The organism is Patescibacteria group bacterium, from assembly GCA_028710985.1.
GTDB lineage: Bacteria > Patescibacteriota > Patescibacteriia > JAHJFT01 > JAHJFT01 > JAQTTB01.
In genome coordinates this window covers 39,752-59,531 of record JAQTTB010000002.1, presented here as the reverse complement: position 1 = coordinate 59,531, position 19,780 = coordinate 39,752, and the positions used below count along the sequence as shown (strand labels likewise).

The 19,780-nt window shown below is 43.3% G+C and carries 18 protein-coding genes and 1 tRNA gene; 13 read left to right on the top strand and 6 right to left on the bottom strand.

The window, feature by feature from the left end; translation table 11 throughout:
- Nucleotides 1–4 precede the first annotated feature (4 nt).
- Both PHW53_04000 and PHW53_03995 read left to right on the top strand, forming a co-directional pair.
- Nucleotides 5–79: transfer RNA gene (locus PHW53_04000), tRNA-Asn, on the top strand.
- 435 nt (nt 80–514) lie between these two features.
- Nucleotides 515–853: a hypothetical protein gene (locus tag PHW53_03995; protein ID MDD4995598.1), complete on the top strand. Its 339-nt coding sequence runs from the start codon at nt 515–517 to the stop codon at nt 851–853.
- A gap of 796 nt (nt 854–1,649) precedes the next feature.
- Here PHW53_03995 and PHW53_03990 read toward each other — a convergent pair.
- The 5 genes from PHW53_03990 to PHW53_03970 form a co-directional block, all read right to left on the bottom strand.
- The gene (locus PHW53_03990; protein ID MDD4995597.1) at nt 1,650–2,513 is read right to left on the bottom strand and encodes a hypothetical protein; all 864 of its coding nucleotides are present in this window, start codon (nt 2,511–2,513) and stop codon (nt 1,650–1,652) included.
- Between the two features lie 523 nt (nt 2,514–3,036).
- Nucleotides 3,037–3,471, bottom strand: coding sequence for a hypothetical protein (locus PHW53_03985; protein MDD4995596.1), 435 nt, complete (start codon nt 3,469–3,471; stop codon nt 3,037–3,039).
- Nucleotides 3,437–3,748 carry a hypothetical protein gene (locus PHW53_03980; GenBank protein ID MDD4995595.1) on the bottom strand — a complete coding sequence of 104 codons (312 nt, stop codon included), beginning with the start codon at nt 3,746–3,748 and terminating at the stop codon, nt 3,437–3,439. The genes PHW53_03985 and PHW53_03980 overlap by 35 nt, the downstream gene beginning before the upstream one ends.
- Nucleotides 3,723–3,923, bottom strand: coding sequence for a hypothetical protein (locus tag PHW53_03975; GenBank protein ID MDD4995594.1), 201 nt, complete (start codon nt 3,921–3,923; stop codon nt 3,723–3,725). Before PHW53_03975 ends, PHW53_03980 begins: the two co-directional genes overlap by 26 nt.
- A gap of 323 nt (nt 3,924–4,246) precedes the next feature.
- A complete protein-coding gene (locus PHW53_03970; protein MDD4995593.1) occupies nt 4,247–5,191 on the bottom strand; it encodes a hypothetical protein in 945 nt (314 codons plus the stop codon).
- A 185-nt stretch (nt 5,192–5,376) separates the two neighbouring features.
- On the opposite strand from PHW53_03970, the gene PHW53_03965 reads away from it, so the two are divergent.
- The 5 genes from PHW53_03965 (at nt 5,377) to PHW53_03945 (ending at nt 12,384) form a co-directional block, all read left to right on the top strand.
- Entirely contained in the window at nt 5,377–5,964 is a 588-nt protein-coding gene (locus PHW53_03965; protein MDD4995592.1) for a hypothetical protein, read from the top strand.
- Between the two features lie 5 nt (nt 5,965–5,969).
- Nucleotides 5,970–6,674, top strand: a complete 705-nt coding sequence (locus PHW53_03960) for a nucleotidyl transferase AbiEii/AbiGii toxin family protein (protein ID MDD4995591.1) — start codon at nt 5,970–5,972, stop codon at nt 6,672–6,674.
- A 4-nt stretch (nt 6,675–6,678) separates the two neighbouring features.
- Nucleotides 6,679–7,875, top strand: coding sequence for an adenine-specific methyltransferase EcoRI family protein (locus PHW53_03955; GenBank protein MDD4995590.1), 1,197 nt, complete (start codon nt 6,679–6,681; stop codon nt 7,873–7,875).
- Nucleotides 7,872–9,041, top strand: coding sequence for a DUF262 domain-containing protein (locus PHW53_03950; GenBank protein MDD4995589.1), 1,170 nt, complete (start codon nt 7,872–7,874; stop codon nt 9,039–9,041). Before PHW53_03955 ends, PHW53_03950 begins: the two co-directional genes overlap by 4 nt.
- Before the next feature lie 67 nt (nt 9,042–9,108).
- The gene (locus PHW53_03945) at nt 9,109–12,384 is read left to right on the top strand and encodes a P-loop NTPase fold protein (GenBank protein ID MDD4995588.1); all 3,276 of its coding nucleotides are present in this window, start codon (nt 9,109–9,111) and stop codon (nt 12,382–12,384) included.
- Here the strand turns inward: PHW53_03945 and PHW53_03940 are convergent.
- Nucleotides 12,381–12,512 (bottom strand): hypothetical protein, encoded by a 132-nt coding sequence (locus PHW53_03940; protein ID MDD4995587.1) that lies wholly within the window; start codon nt 12,510–12,512, stop codon nt 12,381–12,383. The two genes, PHW53_03945 and PHW53_03940, sit on opposite strands and share 4 nt — an antisense overlap.
- Before the next feature lie 136 nt (nt 12,513–12,648).
- Here PHW53_03940 and PHW53_03935 point away from each other — a divergent pair, with 136 nt between their 5' ends.
- From PHW53_03935 to PHW53_03910, 6 genes are all read left to right on the top strand, one after another.
- Nucleotides 12,649–12,846 carry a cold shock domain-containing protein gene (locus tag PHW53_03935; protein MDD4995586.1) on the top strand — a complete coding sequence of 66 codons (198 nt, stop codon included), beginning with the start codon at nt 12,649–12,651 and terminating at the stop codon, nt 12,844–12,846.
- 233 nt (nt 12,847–13,079) lie between these two features.
- The gene (gene typA / locus PHW53_03930; GenBank protein MDD4995585.1) at nt 13,080–14,882 is read left to right on the top strand and encodes a translational GTPase TypA; all 1,803 of its coding nucleotides are present in this window, start codon (nt 13,080–13,082) and stop codon (nt 14,880–14,882) included.
- Between the two features lie 68 nt (nt 14,883–14,950).
- Complete coding sequence (locus PHW53_03925; GenBank protein ID MDD4995584.1) at nt 14,951–15,676, top strand: SH3 domain-containing protein; 726 nt, start codon at nt 14,951–14,953, stop codon at nt 15,674–15,676.
- A gap of 6 nt (nt 15,677–15,682) precedes the next feature.
- Complete coding sequence (locus PHW53_03920) at nt 15,683–17,032, top strand: MBL fold metallo-hydrolase (protein MDD4995583.1); 1,350 nt, start codon at nt 15,683–15,685, stop codon at nt 17,030–17,032.
- A gap of 141 nt (nt 17,033–17,173) precedes the next feature.
- Complete coding sequence (gene uvrB, locus PHW53_03915; GenBank protein MDD4995582.1) at nt 17,174–19,159, top strand: excinuclease ABC subunit UvrB; 1,986 nt, start codon at nt 17,174–17,176, stop codon at nt 19,157–19,159.
- On the top strand, nt 19,156–19,767 hold the full coding sequence (locus PHW53_03910; protein ID MDD4995581.1) for an ElyC/SanA/YdcF family protein: 612 nt from the start codon (nt 19,156–19,158) through the stop codon (nt 19,765–19,767). Before uvrB ends, PHW53_03910 begins: the two co-directional genes overlap by 4 nt.
- Nucleotides 19,768–19,780: the final 13 nt, after the last annotated feature.

Sequence of the window (19,780 nt, the reverse complement as noted above, 5' to 3'; positions counted from 1 at the left end):
GTTTTCTGGGGTAGCTCAGTGGCAGAGCAGTTGGCTGTTAACCAATTGGTCGTGGGTTCGAATCCCACCCCCAGAGCCATGTGGGATTTGCGGAGCCAAAAGCTCCGCTTTTCTCTTTATTAGAGCCTATTTGGGCAGGTTCTAACCGTCCAATTTTTTGATTTGACCCGGATGAGACAAGAATTAACGGCAGAAGCGCGGAATCCGTGTCAATTCTTATGTTTTTGTCTTTTAAGAGGAGGTTCGAACCGAGGGCAGACAAAATTACTTTTCTCGCATGCTGGCCTCGTTCTGTGAACGCTTCGTTGGCGTCGCCGGCGAAGGTTAAAATGTTATCGGCCGTCTGAAGCCAGCTGTCTATGCGGCTGTCAGTGTCATTTAGAAGTTCGTGCAACTTGGCTTTTTCCTGGTTGACTTCCGATTTCTTGCGTGTGAATTCTTCTTCGCTGATCTCGCCGGCGGCGCGCATATCAATTAAAGCGTCTAGTTTTTTCACGCAGACTTCGTAATTCTTTTGTTGGTTGGAAAGTATTGCGTTTCGATCGGCCGCCTCGCGTCCGTTTTCGTTCTGAAGCCACTTCATTGCCCAGCCGTGGAATTCTTCCGGTGGCTGAACTTTGGCCAACGTTTTTTTGATCTGTTTTTCCAGTTCATCCACCTCAATGCATTTCTGACTGCACGGACCTTTTCTTTTAGTGCAGTGATAATAGGTGTAGTGATGGACGTTGCCGTTTTTGTTTTTCTTTATTTTATTCTCGGCCGTAACCATACAGCCGCACTCGCCGCAACGAATCATGCCGGTGTAAGCGAAAGTGTGGGTTTCCGGTTTTGGTTTGCTCCCATGGCCGAGTAGTTTTTGGACTCGGTCGTATTCGTCGCGTGTGATCATCGGCTCGTGCTTGCCTTTGTGCCAGTTACCTGAGCCTTGTGGCCATTCAAACCAGCCATAATAGAAAGGATTATAAAGCACGCGGTAGAATCCGCTTCGCGCTAATTTCTTTACGCCCCAATTGCTAATAGCAATCTCATGAACACGGGGAGCGGTAAAATCTCCGCTTAAAAGCATATCAAACATTTTCCGAACAATCGGAAACATCTTCGGGTCTTTGCGGATCGTTTTAAAACCTTTCAGCTTATCTGGCGTGTTCATATAGCCAACCGGTGCTGGCCCAGGGTGCCAACCCATTTCTACCTTGCGCCTTAGTCCGCGTTTTACATCAATACCCTTATTATCATTTTCAAGTTTAGCCTGACTACACAGGAGGTTAAGAAGAAATTTATCATTCGGTGTGTTTCGATAGGCCTGACCGGGTGTACGTATGTCCTGAAGCCTGTTCTGATCCATGAGATAGACCAGGTATCCGGTGTCCACGGAATTACGCGAGAGCCGGTTCGGATGCCAGGCGATTATGCCCTCAGCTTCGCCTTTCTCTATCCGTTTTATCATCTGATTGAAAATCTCACGGCCCGGTGCTTTGGCCGAGTATGATTCTTCCAGACGCTCCACAATTTGGAGCTTTTCTCTTTTTGCAAGCGCTTCCAGTTCGCTCTTTTGCGAGTCAATCGAAAGGACCTGTCTATCTTCTTGTTCTGAAGATTTTCGAGCGTAGAGGAAGTACTTGAATTTTGGTTGTACTTCCTGGTTCATATTAGTTTTTAAATAGGTCGGTGGTGTTCAGGTAATAAACCAACTTACCGCCGGCCGACATTATTATTCTCATAGTCGGATAAGGCCATGGGTCGCCCATAAGTCCGTCCGGCAATTTGTAGCTTTTATCCTCCCAGCGCCATTCATTGGCCGCCGGATTTTTCGCGTCCGGTTTGCTGGATATGTATTGCGGCTGGATGTCAGACCTTATTAAAAACTTAGTGTGTTCCGGATCATGGCCGAGGTATGAGAACGCGGCCTGTTCGATTTCGTCTTTGCTCATAAGCGGCCAGTCCAGCGATCCGTTGCCAGGGCAGTTGCCTGGCATGACTGCGCTACGCTCCTGTGGATATCTGATGCCGACCTGGATGACCTGGTAGGTTTTCGTGCTCACTTCGTATTCGTAAATTTCACAGCGGTCGTTGATAAAATCTTTTTGTTGAAAAATGTAAATCGGGCGATCCCATTCTTCTGGATTGTCGGCCGTGAACCCGCCGTCGTTTTGTTTGACGTTGCTCAAGACTGCGAAGTTGGAGAGATGATTATTCTGGCCGGTGTATTGCAACTCCAGATTCGGCTCTCCCATAAAAGTGCGGATCGCTTCTTCGGCTTTATTGAGTTCGCTTTCTGCCGGCGGATTTTGGTTTACGAAAATCCGTCCGTCGGAAGTCATACATTGCTCGGGATAGGACTTCATTATGGCGAATCCCGCTTCGACGCACTGGTCAAAGTTCGTAATGGAGGCCATGTCTGTTGTTTCGGCCCCACGCGGTGCATTGTTGCCTAAGAGGTGATAAACTCCGTAACCTGCCCCAAGAACCGCTACAATGGCGATTACGGCGTAAATTTTGGCGTTTTTAGTCATAGTTTTGTTCATTAATTATTTAATTGTTTGTTTCGACCTTTCTACACACAACATGGGCCTAAGGTCGAAGTAAGTCAAACGTATATTTCTATTTTACCGTTTTATTGATTTTTTAATAAGAGGAGGGTCAAATCTTATACCGATTTTGTACCGATTTCATCCGGCCGTGTCCGCCAAAATACCCGATGTTTCCCCGATGCCTTGTCGCAGACGATTCTCCCAAAAGCTGCCCCAATTTCACCCCAGTTTTGCCCCAGTCTGATTTCTCCAATTTTGGTGCAGGTTTAGTGCATTTTAGTGCAACCATAATTCCCAAATTCCACCCTCATTTCACCCACACCTTACCCTCATTTTCTGGTCGCCTTTTAGTCGCCTTTGGTCGCCATTCAATGGATCGAAATCTACCCAAGTTTCACCCAAGCTTTGCCCAACCCCTATTTTTTAATTTTTCAGCAAGCTTGCTTGCTTTATTTAAGCTTTTTATTAATTATTTTTTCTTACTCAATCTTTATTACTTAGTGCTTCATGGTGGTCCCGGGCCGGGGTTCTCTATGGTGCCTGACCGTGCTTCATTTTGAACCCCCGTCGTTTTCAGCAATCGCGGGTTGAGACGGTACATCGTTCCGACCCAGCGGCCACGTTCCATCGTGCCCGGTTTTATTTCTATGAGTCCCATGTTGATCAATTTTTTTCTGACGCGCCGGCAAGTGGACCGGCTAAAACCCAATGAAGCGAAACCGTGTTCTTTGTTCTCTCGCGTTATAAATGTTTCGTCGATGTGCCAAAACCAGCCGTCCTTATTGCCGTGGCGGTTGGTGAGATGGCATAAAGCCATTAAAAAGTCGCGTTCGGCGTGAGTCAAAGTACGACGCAGTTTTTCATCGTCAAAGAGAGCGTGAGGAGCCGGAAAGAAATTAAAGCTTTTACCACGTGTTTTGGGTTGGTTCGTCTGATTCATAATTTTCACTAAGTAATTCAGCTACTTTTTCATTAATGGCCATTTCGACCTCCTGGCCGGCTTCATGGGTAATCGGATGAAAAATGTTTATGTTCTGGCCTCCCACTTTGCGTGTGGGATAAACCAGCCGGTATCGGCCGGCCGGCCGGCTGAACACGGCCACCGATCCCATCCAGAATTTGCCGTCCAGGACAAACGAAACAAACCCGAGGAGACCGTCCTTGGGTTTAACCGGATAGAATTGGATTTCGCTAATTGTGGTTTGGTTGTAAGTCATGGCTTTTCACTACTTTTTCTTGGAAGTCATCAATAGATGGCTCACCCATATAAGTTATTTTGTAGAGTTTAAAAAGATTGTTGGCGCGCAAAGAAGCCTCCTCATCGGAGAGTTTTACGCCGTAGCGTTTCTCGTATAATTCTTTAAATTCTTGTATAGCTTCTTGGGGCAACATAAAAGGCTGGCCCCGCTGGGACTAGCCTTTATCTTTCTATTCAAATACTAAGCTTTCTTATCGAGGCACTTAACCTCAGAGGGAATTAACTTTTAATTGAAAAACAAAAAAGGGCTACCACTTCACATCATCAAGCAAAAAAACACGTAGTGCTTGATGACAGAAGTCGTAGCCCCGTCACACTTAGTTCCGATAAATCGGAACGCCGTCAGGCAAACTCCTATCTCTTATGCTTTTATAATAGCGGACCGGAAAGGCCGCGGTCAATAGGTCCATCTGTGGATAAATTATTCTGACAAAAGCTGACAAGAAGTTGACGGAAATTATTTAGCGCTAATAATCTTTTCTTGCGTTTTATACATTTCAAGTAAATTTTTTGTCGTTTTGTTTTTTCTGAACTGAGATACAGTATCGGCAAAATTATCGGTAATATTTATTTTCAAATTTGAGAAATTCTCGTAATAAGTAGATATATTTCCGAGCAAGACATTCTCAAAGAAGTTTTTTAGCGGATCGCCATTCCAATATTCGTCTTGGATATTTTCAACGTATTCTCTTGTTAAAAATTGAAACTGACCGTTATACTTCAGCTCTGATAGAAAACTCTCTTTTGGTTTATAAATAGAGCTAGTTATTAACTTTTCTCCCTCCTCTGGCAAAAGGGTTTTGTATAGATTTAAACCTAAAATCGACAATCCCTTAAATACCGGAAAAAGAATACCCGATATCTTTTTAGCAATTACTATTGGAAACCTTTTTTGTTTTTGAACTGCGCTTAGAAAAGAAAATAATTCTGAATCCGGAAATATCCAGCCACCGTTTTTTATCAGGCAGGAGATTGGCATATTCTTAAATGTGGCTTCGATTATAAAGGGATCATCTGAAATCATTTTTACATTTTTTAGATAACTCCCAATCAATTTAATAATTGATTGTTTAGTTTCCTTAGAGCTTTTATGGTCGAGTATATATTTATCCACTTTTTCTTTTTGGCCTTTTAATTTTGTCATTTCAGGTAAAGCCCCAAGTATGGAAGAAACTAGAATGTTTTGATCGACAAGCTTTAATACTAATCGCGGATCAATGCGTCGATTACCGGGACCGGTTTCGGAAAGGAGATAGACAAGCTCATTTTTAGTGAGGACCTTTTTATCACATATCAAGTTATCCATTCGGTGTTCAAAATACACATCAAATTCATCGCCGGTCAAAGAAGATATTGGCCGTTTGTTTAGCTTATTAATTATTGCTTTAAGCTGTTTTCTCATAAGTTATTCAAGCCTTATAATATAATAAGGCTTCTTTATTTCTAAAAAATTACATGTCTTATTATATTATAAGACAGTGATTAATCAGTTGTTTTGTTTATCCCCTTAGCTCTTGCACTCTTATTGATTATATCATATAATTGGAGTTGAACATAAGGCAGGGTCTTATATTTAACTTCAAACATATGGAAAAAGGCTTTTTAAACGAAATATTGAGATCAAGCAAAACGGTTTTTTCTTTCAAAGACCTTATTTTGCTTTGGGGAGGAATTGACAAGCTTACCGCTGGTTCAAGGGTTAATTACTATACTAAACACAATAATCTTTACCATATACGTCGCGGTCTTTATGCCAAGGACAAAAATTACGACAAATATGAGTTAGCTACCAAAATATTTACGCCTTCTTACGTCAGTTTTGAAACCGTCCTCGGATCGGCCGGTGTAACCTTTCAACACTACTCTAAAATTTTTGTTGCTTCGTACCAAAATAAAGAAATTGAATGCGATGGGCAAGTAGTTGCTTTCAAAAGGATTAAAGACGAAATTCTCACTAACAATGCCGGCATCGAAATAAAAGATAATTACAGTATTGCTTCGACTGAAAGAGCATTTTTAGATGTTGTTTATTTAAACACGGATTATCATTTTGATAATTTGTCAGTTTTGGATTGGGACAAAGTTAACTTAATCTTGCCTATCTACGGAGGTAATAAACGAATGGAGAGAATGGTCAAAAAATATCACGAGTCTTTAATAAATAATCCCAAATAAATTCTATGTCACTTGATACAGTAAAACACAAAAATATTCTCGTCAGAATTTTAAAAGACATTTACACTGATTCAACTATTGGACCGCTTTTGGGATTCAAAGGAGGTACAGCCGCCTTTCTTTTTTATGATCTCAATCGTTTTTCAGTAGACTTGGATTTTGATCTGTTGGAAGAGAGTAAGGAAGATTATGTCTTTGAACAAATTCAAAAGATTTTAAGTGCCTACGGCACCATTAAAGAAGCTCAAACGAAAAGGTTCAATCTTTTATTTTTACTTTCTTACGATGATAAGGAAATCGGTGCTCAAAATATTAAGGTGGAAATAAATCGCCGGAATTTTGGATCGAGGTATGAAGTAAAGGCATACCTTGGCATCTCTATGAAAGTCATGGTGAAGGAAGATATGTTGGCTCATAAACTTTGTGCGATGTATGAACGCATCGGTAAGACTAATCGTGATATTTTTGACGTGTATTATTTTTTGCATAATAACTGGCCGGTGAATAAAGAAATTATAGAGGGCCGAACAGGAACGTCTTATAAAGATTTTTTACAAAAATGCATTAACTCTTTGGAGAAAGTCAGTGACCGCAATATTCTTTCCGGTATGGGCGAACTTCTAGACGAGAAGCAGAAAGCTTGGGTGAAGTCGAAACTCAGAGCCGAGACGATATTTTTACTGAAGCTTGCCCTAGATAACGAAAAATAATTTTATGGCAAACAAAAATCTTGCAAACGCAAAAAAAGTAAAGAATGACGAGTTTTATACTCAGTACAGCGATATTCAGAAAGAGATTGAGGCGTATTTGGAATACGATCCTAACGTATTTCGAGGCAAGGTGGTGTATTGTAACTGCGACGACCCGTTTGAGAGCAATTTTTTCCGCTATTTCGTGCTTAATTTCAACAAGCTTGGATTGAAGCAGCTTATCACCACTAGTTACAAACCCTCGCCCGTTGCCAATACGCAACTGGAATTATTTGGCGATGACAAAACTCTTACTAAATCAAAAGGCCGTCCAAAGATAAATGCCAACAAGTTCATTATTAACGAAGTGCGCGATATAGACGGCGATGGCGAGTTCAACTTGAAAGACATTGCTAAGCAGTTAAAGGCAAACAAACATAACGAATGGATGCCGCTAAAGGACGACGGCGACTTTCGCAGCGATGAGTCCATTAATCTATTGAAACAATCTGACATTGTGGTAACTAATCCGCCGTTCAGTCTATTTCGCGAGTACATAAAACAACTTGTTAAGTATGATAAAAAGTTTTTGATCATCGGCAACCTGAACGCGATTACCTACAAAGAAATATTCCCATTACTTAAAGAGAATAAAGTTTGGTTAGGTAATAATTACAAAGTTAATGCCGGTGCAATGTTTTTTGAGATACCCGAAAACATTGCCAATTTAGAGCAGGTTCGTGAAATAAAAACAAATGAAAGCGGAAAAAAAGTATATGTCACTAGAGTGCAGGGTGTTCGCTGGTTTACCAATCTTGACCATGGGCGTCGTCATCAGCCACTCCCACTCATGACCAAGGCAGAGGTGATAAAGTTCGTAATGAAAAAACCGTTTGAGAAATATGAAAATTATAACGCGATAGAAGTGTCGTTAGTAAAAAATATCCCGAGCGATTACAGCGGCGTAATGGGAGTACCGGTCAGTATTCTTGATAAATATAGCCCCGAGCAGTTTAAGATTGTTGGAATGTGTGAGAATGAAGATTTATATAAACAAAAAACAAAAGTGTATACATCCGCAGAATGTAAACAGGCGTATTTAGATAAATTCGGGAAAACAGGAACCTATGACTTGAACGCAAGTGGAGTAATTATTCGAGATGGTTTATTGGAAAAAGTTTATCAAAGAGTGCTTATTAAACATAAGAAAAAAATAATATGAAAACAACTTTAAAAATTAATATTACTGTTAAAGATATTTGCGATGGGTTTGTCTATAACGAACTTGAAGGTAAGGGTTTGTTCGGTTTGTCTGGTAAATTGACCATTCAACCGGAGTATCAACGCAATTATATTTATGCTTCTGATGGTGGTAAAAAAGAAATGGCCGTCATTGAATCAGTCCTCAAAGAGTACCCGATAGGATTGATCTATTTTAACAAAGTAAGCGACAACAATTTAGAGGTTTTAGACGGCCAGCAACGCATCACTAGTCTTGGGCGGTTTATAACTGACAAATTTGCTATCAAAGACGAAAACGGCATGGAGCAATATTTTAGCGGTATGGCAAAAGACAAACAGGGTAAAATTTTAAAAACTACTTTACTTATTTACGAATGCGAAGGGAAAGAAAGCGAGATAAAAGAGTGGTTCAAAACAATTAATATTGCCGGTGTTCCACTTAATGGTCAGGAATTACTTAATGCGGTGTATTCCGGGCCGTTTGTAACGCTCGGCAAGGAGGAATTTAGTAATAGCCAAAACGCCAACATTCAAAAATGGAGCGCGTATGTATCCGGTAGCGCTAACCGGCAGGAATTTTTAGAATGTGCGCTGGATTGGGTAAGCAAAGGTAATATCGGCGATTATATGAGTCGTCATCGTTTTGAAAAAAATATTAATGAATTAAAAAAATATTTCAACAGCGTGATCGATTGGGTTTCTAGTGTGTTTACTAATGTTGAAAGCGAGATGCGCGGTCTTGAGTGGGGGCGACTTTATGAGGAACACCATAAAAAATCGTACAATCCAGCCAAAGTATCAGCCGAGGTACAGAAGCTCTATGCTGATCCGTATGTTAAAAATCGCAAAGGTATTTTTGAGTATATTCTTGGTGGTTCCATTGACACAAAATTACTTGAAGTCCGAGTTTTTGATGAAGCAACCAAAAAGACGGTTTATACAACACAAACCGTCAAGGCAGAGAAAAAAGACGAATCAAACTGCCCGCATTGTGCCATTGGGCATGATGCTAACAAGAGTAAGATTTGGAGTTTTAGCGAAATGGACGCAGACCATGTAGCAGCCTGGAGCAAGGGAGGTGCAACTTCAGCAAAAAACTGCCAGATGCTTTGCAAGACACACAATCGAGCAAAAGGTAATCGGTAAACAAAGTAACTAGACCAAATCTGGAAAATAAAATCTTTAGTAGAAGAAGTAGTGAAAAAGTAAAAATATGCCCGAAGAACTAAAATTTAAATTTTTGAAAGATGTCCCGCTTGGTAATGGTCAAGATGGTATTTTTGGCTTTTATCATGAGAACGTTGCTCCAGCTATGAAAGAGATACTAGAAAACGATTCTTGTGTTCATACCATCGGACTTTTTAGTAGGTGGGGTACGGGCAAAAGTACAATCATTGAAATGATACGTCACGATCTACAAAGCCCGATGTTTGTTTTTGATGCATGGAAATATCAGGAAGATTCGTTACGCAGAATTTTTTTGATCGAATTAGTAAACTTTCTGATTAGTCAAAAACAACTTTCGCCCGAGGATAAAAAAATACTTGACCCTCTTTATAAATCAACAGAGGAAAGTTGCGAAATAACGACGGCCGAAATGCAAGTAAGCTCTGCCGGATGGCTTAAAAAAGTTTGGTTGTTGTTAAAAACAAACTGGCTTTTAGTCTTATCTCTGATTTTAGTAATCGGATGGGTAATTTTAAATTTGATTTTCAAAAATAATAATCTGATTATTCAAACAATTAAAGATTTTGCGGCCGTTGTAGCTTCATTCTCTGTTCTAGCTCTCTTTTTTAAGCCTTTACTGGAGAAAGTTTGGGAACGCTCGGTCGAAAAGTTTTTATCTTCGTTAAATCCACTTGCCTCTATTAAAACAAGGGTTGAAAAAGAGGAACGGTTAAACTCCCCGGAGCAATTTGAAGCTCTGTTTAGACTGATACTTCAAAAAGTTAATAAAAAAGTTGTAATAGTTTTTGATAACATTGATCGTGTTCAGGGTGATGCGGCAATAAAAATTCTTTCTGCTATCAAAACGTTCCTTGATCCGGCCGGTGTTGCTGGACTTGTTTTTATAGTTCCCTGCGATTCAGAAGCCATTATTAGCCAAATCAAAAGTTTTTATGGTGGTCAGGATGATGAAGATTTTGACCCTTCAGAATATCTTAGAAAGCTATTTAATGTTGTAATTTGGACGCCCGAATTTATTGAAGCCGATCTTCACGCATATATTAAAAAACTGATTAATGATACCGGCGAAATAAAAAGTTTACTCCAAGGTCAAGATTCAGAGGATATTGTTTATGTGATTAGCAATGCTTTTTCTAACAATCCTCGTGAGATTAAACAGTTTATAAATAATTTAATAGCAGCATTAGTCTTAGCTTCTAAAACGGAGGTATGGCAAAGGATTAAAGACAATATCGCTTATTTAGCAAAAGTATTGGTGCTTAGACAAAAATTTACACCCGCTTATCATCGATTAAAGGATAAATGGTTTGAACCAGAAAACATTCTAAAAGATAAAGATTCTGCTGATTTACGTAACTTCATGTTAAATACGAGCCGTATTACCGTTTCTAACGCCCGCCCGTTTATCTATTTCAAAGAACCGACCATTTATCAATCTCTCAACAATTCAGAGGAAATGATACTGAGTTTGGCCGAGGGCAACAAAGATAAATTTAAGGAACTTGCCTCGGCGGAAACCAATAAAGGATCATTAGTTGATTTTATCCGTCATCTCTTGCGTGAGTATAGGAGCCAGAGAGATATATTGCTTAAAATATTTACTACTCACTTAGAGGCTTTCCACGAATTGGGGATTTCGTCTTCGACTAAAGTATATTACGAATCCCTTGCTCGTGTTTTAGATGCTGATCTATGGCAATTTTTCACTCAGCTCCAAACTAACTTAGTTTTTTCTGACCTTATTACGAAGCAGGAACTAGATGTCCAGTTCCGCGCACCCTTAATTAAGCGCTATGTTTTGGCCGTGGGAACAGAAGAGGTTCGTAAGCCAAATATGGGGTCAATATTAAAAGATATTCTTACGAACTTAAAACAAAACGCTTCATTAATAGCAGATGAAGATAAAATTCAGATCGTTAAGTTTATTGATGAGAATTTTTCAACAAATTTCGATATTATATCGCTATTTGGCACACTTGAAGAACAGACGACCTTTATTTCTCCCCAGGCGTTTGACAAATTTATCGCTAATTTCAACCGAGATAGTCTATCGGGACAGATTACAATAATTAAGCAGTTTAAGGAATACATTTCAGAGAAGAACAAGTTTAATATAATTCTGCAAAAAATTACTGAAGTAATAAATAAAGAGACTACCGAGAGTCCAGACTACCGCGCAGAAAAAGAAACTTTATTCGCTACTTGCGGGGATATATTTAGTGAATTTCAGGATCAGTTTAAGATTGTTGATGACGGCACTAAAATTCAGCTTACAAAGAATTTTATCCAGGCGTTTAATAGTATTGGGGCTTGGGATAATCGCACGGGCTTAGTTAATAATTTACGTTGGATTAGCTTCTATGTGCCAGAAGCACAACAGAATGAACTCGTAGCTCAGATTAATGGTTACTTCCAAAACGCTGGAGCCGCTAAGATTGGTTTAGTATTTGATTATTGGAAAAAAGAAACTGCCGAAAAATTTCTATCTACCTACTTCAAACCATTGCTATCTCGTAGTATGAGTGATGATGTGTTATTAGAAATTGTATACAAAAAAGCAGATAAGGATAAAAAGATTGAGTTGCTTAAAAATATTATTAACCAGAAGGGTGCAAATAGTTTGAATTTTATAAAGAGTTTGGGCGATAATCTGCCGGATCGACAAATGGTTGTAAAATCTTTATTGGCTAAAGTAACGTCTATCCCTTTTGGAGAACAAATTGCAGTTTATGATTATCTGCCGATTCAATTAAGCAAAAATGATCCAGTAGATTTGAAAGATCAGGCAGTAACTCAAATTAAAAATCTTATAAAATCTGATGCACTTGCGTCTCAAGAAGCCGGCTTCAACTTTTTAATCAAGTCTGACTTTTTGGGAGAAGAGAAAAAACGAGAGATTGGTAAAGAAATTCTGGATTGGCTCAGACAACCAGGAAAAATATTAACTTCAGCTCATCATTTTGCCTTAAAAACTGTATCTAGCCTAACAGGAATTATGCAGGAGACTCCCGTTAAAGATTTCGTTTATGTTTTGTTTGATATGTTGAGACCGGATCGTGATAAGAACTCCTTGCAGACTTCTCTTGGAATTTTAGATGAAGTGAAACCAACCTATCCAGCTTATGAAAAAGATTTTAAAGATTTGTTAGCCCGCCTTAAGGACTGGCCTGAGGGTGAGAATAAAGCTTTTGTTGTAGAGCGAATTAAAGGACTTAAAGTGTCTAATCCAAAAAAAGAAGAAAAGGATTTTTGGAAGGAAGTAGAATCTTTAACGGCCGAGAAAGAACCTACAAATACTTAATCTATCATATCGAACGGTGATTCATGGCGGAGCATTTTGACGGCCGCGTCCATTTCGTAGGAGTGCCAGCCGTTCAGAATAACGGTTCTAAGTTCACGCGCCGCTCGGAGCCAACTAAGAGGCACCATTGTGAAATGGCGCTTTTTAGTTGGCTCTTGATTAATTATCCTATATGTGCTATACTGTGTGGGTGAAATAAGATATGAAAAGTCGTCGAGTTTCTCATCGAGTTTCTATATAATAAACCAAAATTCAATAAAAACTATGCAAGGCACGATTAAGACTCTTACAGGCAAGGGATTCGGATTCATCGCCCGCGAAGGCGAGGAAAAGGATCTGTTTTTCCACTCAAAGGAATTAATCGGTGTTACGTTTGATGAATTGAAGGTCGGCGATGTCGTCACCTTTGAACTCATTGACACCGAAAAAGGCCCGGCCGCGACCAAGGTATCGCGCGCCTAATCACGTTTAATAAATCCGCTCTGGCTTTTAGTCGAGCGGTTTTATTTATCAAGAGGAGTAATTGCTACGGAGAGAATCAAGAATTAGGAATCAGGAATTAGGGGCGTTGCGATGGGCTTTATTCCTGATTCATGATTCTTGATTCCTGATTCCCAATGCTTGAATATCGATTACATTCGGCTAGACGTTTGACAGACTAATAATTTTGGACTATACTCATATGATTAATCAATATGGAAATACGCAATATCGCGATCATCGCCCATGTTGACCATGGCAAGACGCGCCTGACCGACGCGCTGATGCGTCAGACCGGCATGGTGAGCGATGATGAAACCAGCATGGATTCAAACGCTCTTGAGAAAGAGCGCGGTATTACTATCTATTCAAAAAATACGTCGGTTTTTTACAGGGGTACAAAAATTAATATCGTGGATACTCCGGGACATGCGGATTTCGGTTCCGAGGTGGAGCGCGTTCTGCGCTCCATTGATTCCGTGCTTTTACTCGTGGACGCGCAGGAGGGTCCGATGCCCCAGACAAAGTTTGTTTTAAAAAAATCTTTGGCCCTTGGCCTGAAGCCGATTGTGGTAATTAACAAAATTGACAAACTGGCGGCGCGGCCTGACTGGACGCATGAAAAAATTCTGGAATTATTTATGGATTTGGGTGCGACCGATGAGCAGCTTGATTTCACCACGGTCTATGCCATCGCTAAGCAGGGGATCGCTAAGATGAATCTCGCGGATGAGTCAAGCGATTTGACTCCGCTTCTGGATACGATTTTGGAAAAGGTGATGCCGGCCGAGGCGGAGGTTGATCTGCCTCTTGCTTTTCAGCCGTTTAATTTGGCGTACGATAATTATCTCGGCCGCATGGGTATCGGCAGGGTATATCAGGGCGCGGCGCATGTCGGTGACAATGTTTTTGTCAAAAAGCACACCGGCGAAATAGTACCTGGAGAGATCACCAAGCTTTTTACTTTTGAGGGCGTGGTCAGAAAAGAGGTATCCGAGGTTACGGCCGGAGACATCGTTATGATCGCCGGATTGCCGCAGATATATATTGGCGACACGGTCTGCCGTGATCCGGACCAGAAATTGCTCGCCGCCATAAAAATCGATGACCCGACAATTTCTTTGAATTTTTTGGTTAATAATTCGCCGTTTGCCGGACGCGAGGGTCGATTCGTTACCAGCCGGCAAATCAAGGAGCGTCTGGAAAAAGAACTTGAAGTGAACGTGGGTTTGAAAATCGATTTTTCGCCGGTTGAGTCGTACAAGGTTTACGGACGGGGCGAATTGCACATCGCCATACTTTTGGAAAATATGCGCCGCGAGGGTTTTGAACTTCAGGTTTCACAGCCGCAGGTTATTGTTAAAGAAGAAAATGACGTCCGCCTAGAACCGTTCGAGGAGGTGACAATTGATATTAATTCAGATGCGGTCGGTACGGTGATTGAAAAAATGTCAAAGCGGAAAGGCAAGATGCTGGAAATGCGGCCCGAGCAAAATCATACACGTTTGATTTTTGAAATACCGACGCGGGGCATGCTGGGCTACCGCAGTGAATTCATCGTGGATACGCGCGGCGAGGGGATTCTGTGCAGTGAATTTATCGGCTTTAAACCGCATGTCGGAGAAATCGAGAAGCGCGATGTGGGTTCAATGATCTCTGGAGAAACCGGTAAGGTACTGGCCTATTCGCTCGCCAATCTGGAAAACCGCGGGGCCCTGTTCGTAAAGCCGAACGTGGAGGTGTACGAGGGCCAGGTTATCGGCAATACGGCCAAGGGCGATGATATGACGGTTAATCCAATCAAGGGCAAGCATCTGACCAATATGCGTTCATCGAGTTCGGATATCGCGATTCAGCTCGATCCGCCGGTGGAATTGACCCTGGAACGCGGCCTGGAAATCATGGCCGAAGACGAGTATATGGAGATAACGCCGCAGAGCGTTCGTTTGCGCAAGCAGCTGCTGACGGACACGGACAGGATCCGGGCGTCGCGGCGGAGGGCAGGAGGATCGCGATGATAGCTTCATCTGTCAAAGATGAAGCTATTTTGTTATAATGAAACATGGATAATGATTAAATTAATAATATGAGAATATTTGTGATTTGTGCGATTTTATTCGCCGCTATGGCGGTTGTGGCCAATCCGGTCCGGGCAGGCGAGTGTTGCGGATGCGATCCGATTTACGACAGAAATGAAAACGGAGAAGTGATTATCTCTGCGTATGTGCGCGATTTTCCATGCACTACCGATTCAAAGATACTTACCACGGTGGTAAAGGGCAGCGTGATTAGTGTCATTGGTTATACCGACGGTTGGAATAATGTCCGATTGTCAAACGGAACCGAGGGCTGGGTCGGCGCGGCGCTGATGCAGTCAACCTCAAAGGCGCTTACCACGACCGGTTCAACCGGTTCGTCCGGGGCATCGACAGAAACCGCCGCGAGTCTGGCGCGGTATAAGGGTTATATTTTTCTTGATGTGCAGAGCCATGGCGAGGCATATTATTACTATCCGGTTAATCTGAGGCGGTATTATCTCGGACGGGCGGCGGATGCTTTTGATATCATGCGCAAGCTCGGACTCGGCGCCACGCACAGTTTTATCTCGAACACCACTTATTTTCCTGATTACGTAGTCGGTCGAATCTTATTGGATGTGCAATCCCACGGCGAAGCTTATTATATTTATCCTAAGGATAAGAAAAAATATTATCTCGGACGGCCGGAAGATGCATATAATATCATGAGAACGCTTGGGTTGGGCATCACGTCTGAAAATCTCGGCAAGATTTCAACTGCCAGTATTCAATAACATTTAATGAAACTCACTTTCTTGGGCGCGGCCGGCGAGGTGACGGGCTCGTGTTATCTCGTGGAGGCGGCCGGTAAAAAGTTTTTGGTCGAGTGCGGCATGTTTCAGGGCGAGCGGTATTCGGATTTGCGTAATCACGAACCGTTTCCGTTTGATCCCACGAAAATTGATTGGGTAATTATCACTCATTCGCACATCGATCATACCGGGCGTATTCCCCGGTTGGTTCGCGAGGGATTTCGCGGGCCGATTTTTTCAACCGCGCCGACCTGTCGGCTCAATGAACTGATGTGGATGGATAGCGTCAATGTCATGGAAATGGGTAGGAAGTATTACGGCCAGGAGCCGCTGTATCATGAAGCGGATGTAAAGCGTGCGGTTAATCTTTTTGATTGTGCGGATTACCGGCGGATCATTGAGCCCGAACCGGGAATATTTTTTGAGTTTTATGACGCCGGACACATTTTTGGTTCGGCGTTTGTTTTGGTCAAGACCGAAGGGAAAACCGTGATTTTTTCCGGGGACATCGGAAACGACGGGGTGCCGATTATTAAAGATACCATGCCGCGGCCGGGCTGCGATTTTTTGCTTTTGGAATCAACCTACGGCGACCGTTTGCATGAGCCGGCGCCGGGACGTGAAGAGAAATTGCAAGAGGTGATACTCCGAACTGTGAAGCGCGGAGGCGCGCTTTTGATACCGGCCTTTTCCATTGAGCGCACGCAGGAGATTTTATATGAGCTCAATGGCATGGTGGAAAATAATAAAATTCCAAGCGTGCCGATTTTTGTGGACAGTCCGCTCGCGATTCGTTCGCTCGAGGTTTATCGCGACTACATCAGATATTATGACAATGACGCGCTTGGACTGCAAAAAACCGGAGATGATATCTTTGATTTTAAGAATTTGCACGAAACGCTGAGCGTGGATGAATCCAAAAAAATTAATGACATTAAGCCGCCGATGGTGATCATTGCGGGTAGCGGCATGATGACCGGTGGCCGCATCCAGTTCCATCTGGAGCGCCATCTCCAGGATCCGAATAGCACCCTGCTCATTGTGTCATATCAGGCGAGCGGCACGCTCGGCCGGAGAATCAGCGAGGGTGCCCGGCACGTGGAGATTCACGGTCGGGCAATCAGCGTGAAGGCCGAGGTCGTGGCCCTGGATTCCTATTCCGCGCATGGCGATCAGAACAAGCTGATAAATTGGGTAAAAAACGCGGATACAATGCCAAAGCAGATTTTTTGCGTACATGGAGATGAAGCGGCGAGCCGGGCCTTGGCGGCCAGACTGCGCGACGAGCTCGGGCTCGATGCCGCGGTGCCGGCATTTGGGCAGACAATTGAATTTTAGACGATAAGGTGCTAAAATCGGATTAAATTGAGACCGTTGATTTATTCAATCCGCCTAAGGCGGAAACGAAGTGAAGGATCTTTCATACCCCCCTGCATGGGCCGAGGAGGGGGGTGATTTGTATTAATGGCCCAGCTTTTTATGAATTTTAAGCTGAAATCAAAATACAAGCCTTCGGGCGACCAGCCTCAGGCCATTGAAAAATTGGCCGCCGGCGTGGCGCGGGGAATGCGCTATCAAACCCTGCTCGGAGTGACCGGCTCGGGCAAGACTTTTACCGTGGCGAACGTGATCGCGCGCGTCAAGAAGCCGACGCTCGTGATCGCGCACAATAAGACCCTGGCCGCCCAGCTCTGCAACGAATACCGCGAATTTTTTCCGGAAAACGCGGTGGAGTATTTTGTTTCCTATTATGATTATTACCAGCCGGAAGCATATCTGCCTCATACCGATACATATATTGAGAAGGAAGCGGATATTAACGATGAGATCGATCGCCTGCGCCACGCGGCCACCCAGGCCCTGCTGACGCGCAGGGATGTGATTATCGTGGCTTCGGTATCATGCATTTACGGCCTGGGCGCGCCGGAAACTTACGAAAAGGTTGTTTTGAAAATTGAAACCGGCCGGGCCATGGAACGGACTAAATTGATGCGTGAGTTAATCAAATTGCAATTTAATCGGACCAACGCTGACGTAAAGCGCGGACAGTTCCGGGCGCGCGGCAATATTTTTGAAATAATGCCGGTCAATCAGGAGATAATCTTCCGCGTTGAACTGGGGACGGACGAGGTTGCGGATATCCAGGCTATTGATCCGGTGTCGCGCAAAAGGCGCGAATCGCTCAAAGAGGCGTGGATTTTTCCGGCCAAGCATTTTATTACCCTGGGGCCGGATAAAGCGCGGGCACTGAAGGAGATTCGCGCCGAAATGGAAGAGCGTCTGAAATATTTTAATAAAAACGGTTTGTTGCTCGAGGCCGAGCGGCTGGAGCGCCGTACCAGATACGATCTGGAGATGATGAACGAGATCGGTTACTGCTCGGGCATTGAAAATTATTCTCGGCATCTCGCCGGACGCAAGGCCGGAGAACCGCCGGATACTTTGATTTCCTATTTTCCCGAAGATTTCCTGATGGTAATCGACGAATCGCACGTCACGGTGCCGCAGGTCGGCGGCATGTATAACGGCGACCGTTCGCGCAAAAAAGCTTTGATTGATCACGGATTCCGCCTGCCGAGCGCGTACGACAATCGGCCGCTGACATTCTCTGAATTTGAGAAAAAAATTCTGAATTGTATTTTTACCTCCGCAACTCCCGGTCCGTACGAGATGAAGGTGAGCGGCAAGATTGTTGAACAAATTATCCGTCCGACTGGGCTCGTTGATCCCGAGGTGACGGTGCGGCCGGTGACCGCCAAGGGTAAGAACAAAAGCCAGGTTGAAGATCTGATCAATGAGGTAAAAGAGAGAACGCGTCTCAAGGAGCGTTCATTGGTGACAACTCTCACTAAAAAAATGGCCGAGGATTTATCCGACTACCTGCTCGAGCAGGGAATTAAAGCAAAGTATCTGCACAGCGGCATTGACACCCTGGAGCGCATCCGTATTTTGACGAGTTTCCGCAAGGGCCAGTTTGACTGTCTGGTTGGCGTTAATCTTCTGCGTGAAGGATTGGATTTGCCCGAGGTGACCTTGGTCGCAATTATGGACGCGGATAAGGAAGGATTTCTGCGCTCCGCGACTTCACTTGTCCAGACAATCGGCCGAGCGGCCCGCAATGTGCGCGGAGAGGTCATTCTATACGCCGATGAGATAACCGGTTCCATGCGCCAGGCGCTGGGGGAAACCAACCGGCGCCGCAAAAAACAGGCCGCCTACAATAAAAAATACGGCATCACGCCGCGTACTATTAAGAAGAAAATCAAAGATATCACAAAGATACTGGGCCTTGAAGAAAGGGACGTGAAGGATATTTTAGGTATGGAAATCGCGGCCGAGATCCGCAGTATTTCGGAAATTATCGCTGACAAGGAGCGGCAGATGAAAGAAGCGGCGGCTGAGCTGCAGTTTGAACTCGCGGCGGTTTTACGCGATGAAATTAAAGTGCTCAAAAAGAAGCAATGAAAACATTTCTTAAAATCGTAATTTTACTGACCGTGGTGGCGATGCTCGCGGCCGGAGGTCTGGCCTACAGCGTGCGGACTGAATATTCGTATAAGATTTACGACAGCATTGAATCACTGCCCGAGAATTCGGTAATGGTGGTCCTTGGTGCGAGTGTAAAACGCGACAAAACGCCGAGCGATGCGCTGGAAGACAGGCTTGAGACCGCGGTGCGGGCGTGGCGGGCGCAAAAGACCGAAAAAATCATTTTGAGCGGCGATGACGGCCGTTGGGCGCAGCCCGAGATCCAGGCCATGGTCCTTTATATGTATGATAACGGCGTGCCGGATGAAATGCTGCTGGTTGACGGCAATAACGCGCGGACGTTTGACAGCTGCTACCGCCTGAAGAACGAACTGGGCCAGAATAAGGTTGTTCTGGTAACGCAGAATTTCCATCTGCCGCGCGCCCTTTATTTGTGCAATAAAATCGGATTGGATGCGTGGGGAATCAGCGTCGACATCCGGTCTTATCAAAAAATCGCCTGGTTCACCATGAGGGACTGGATGGCGAGTCTTCTCGCATTTTGGGATATTTATATGAGAAAAGCACCGACATATTTACAATAGAATAATATTCTCT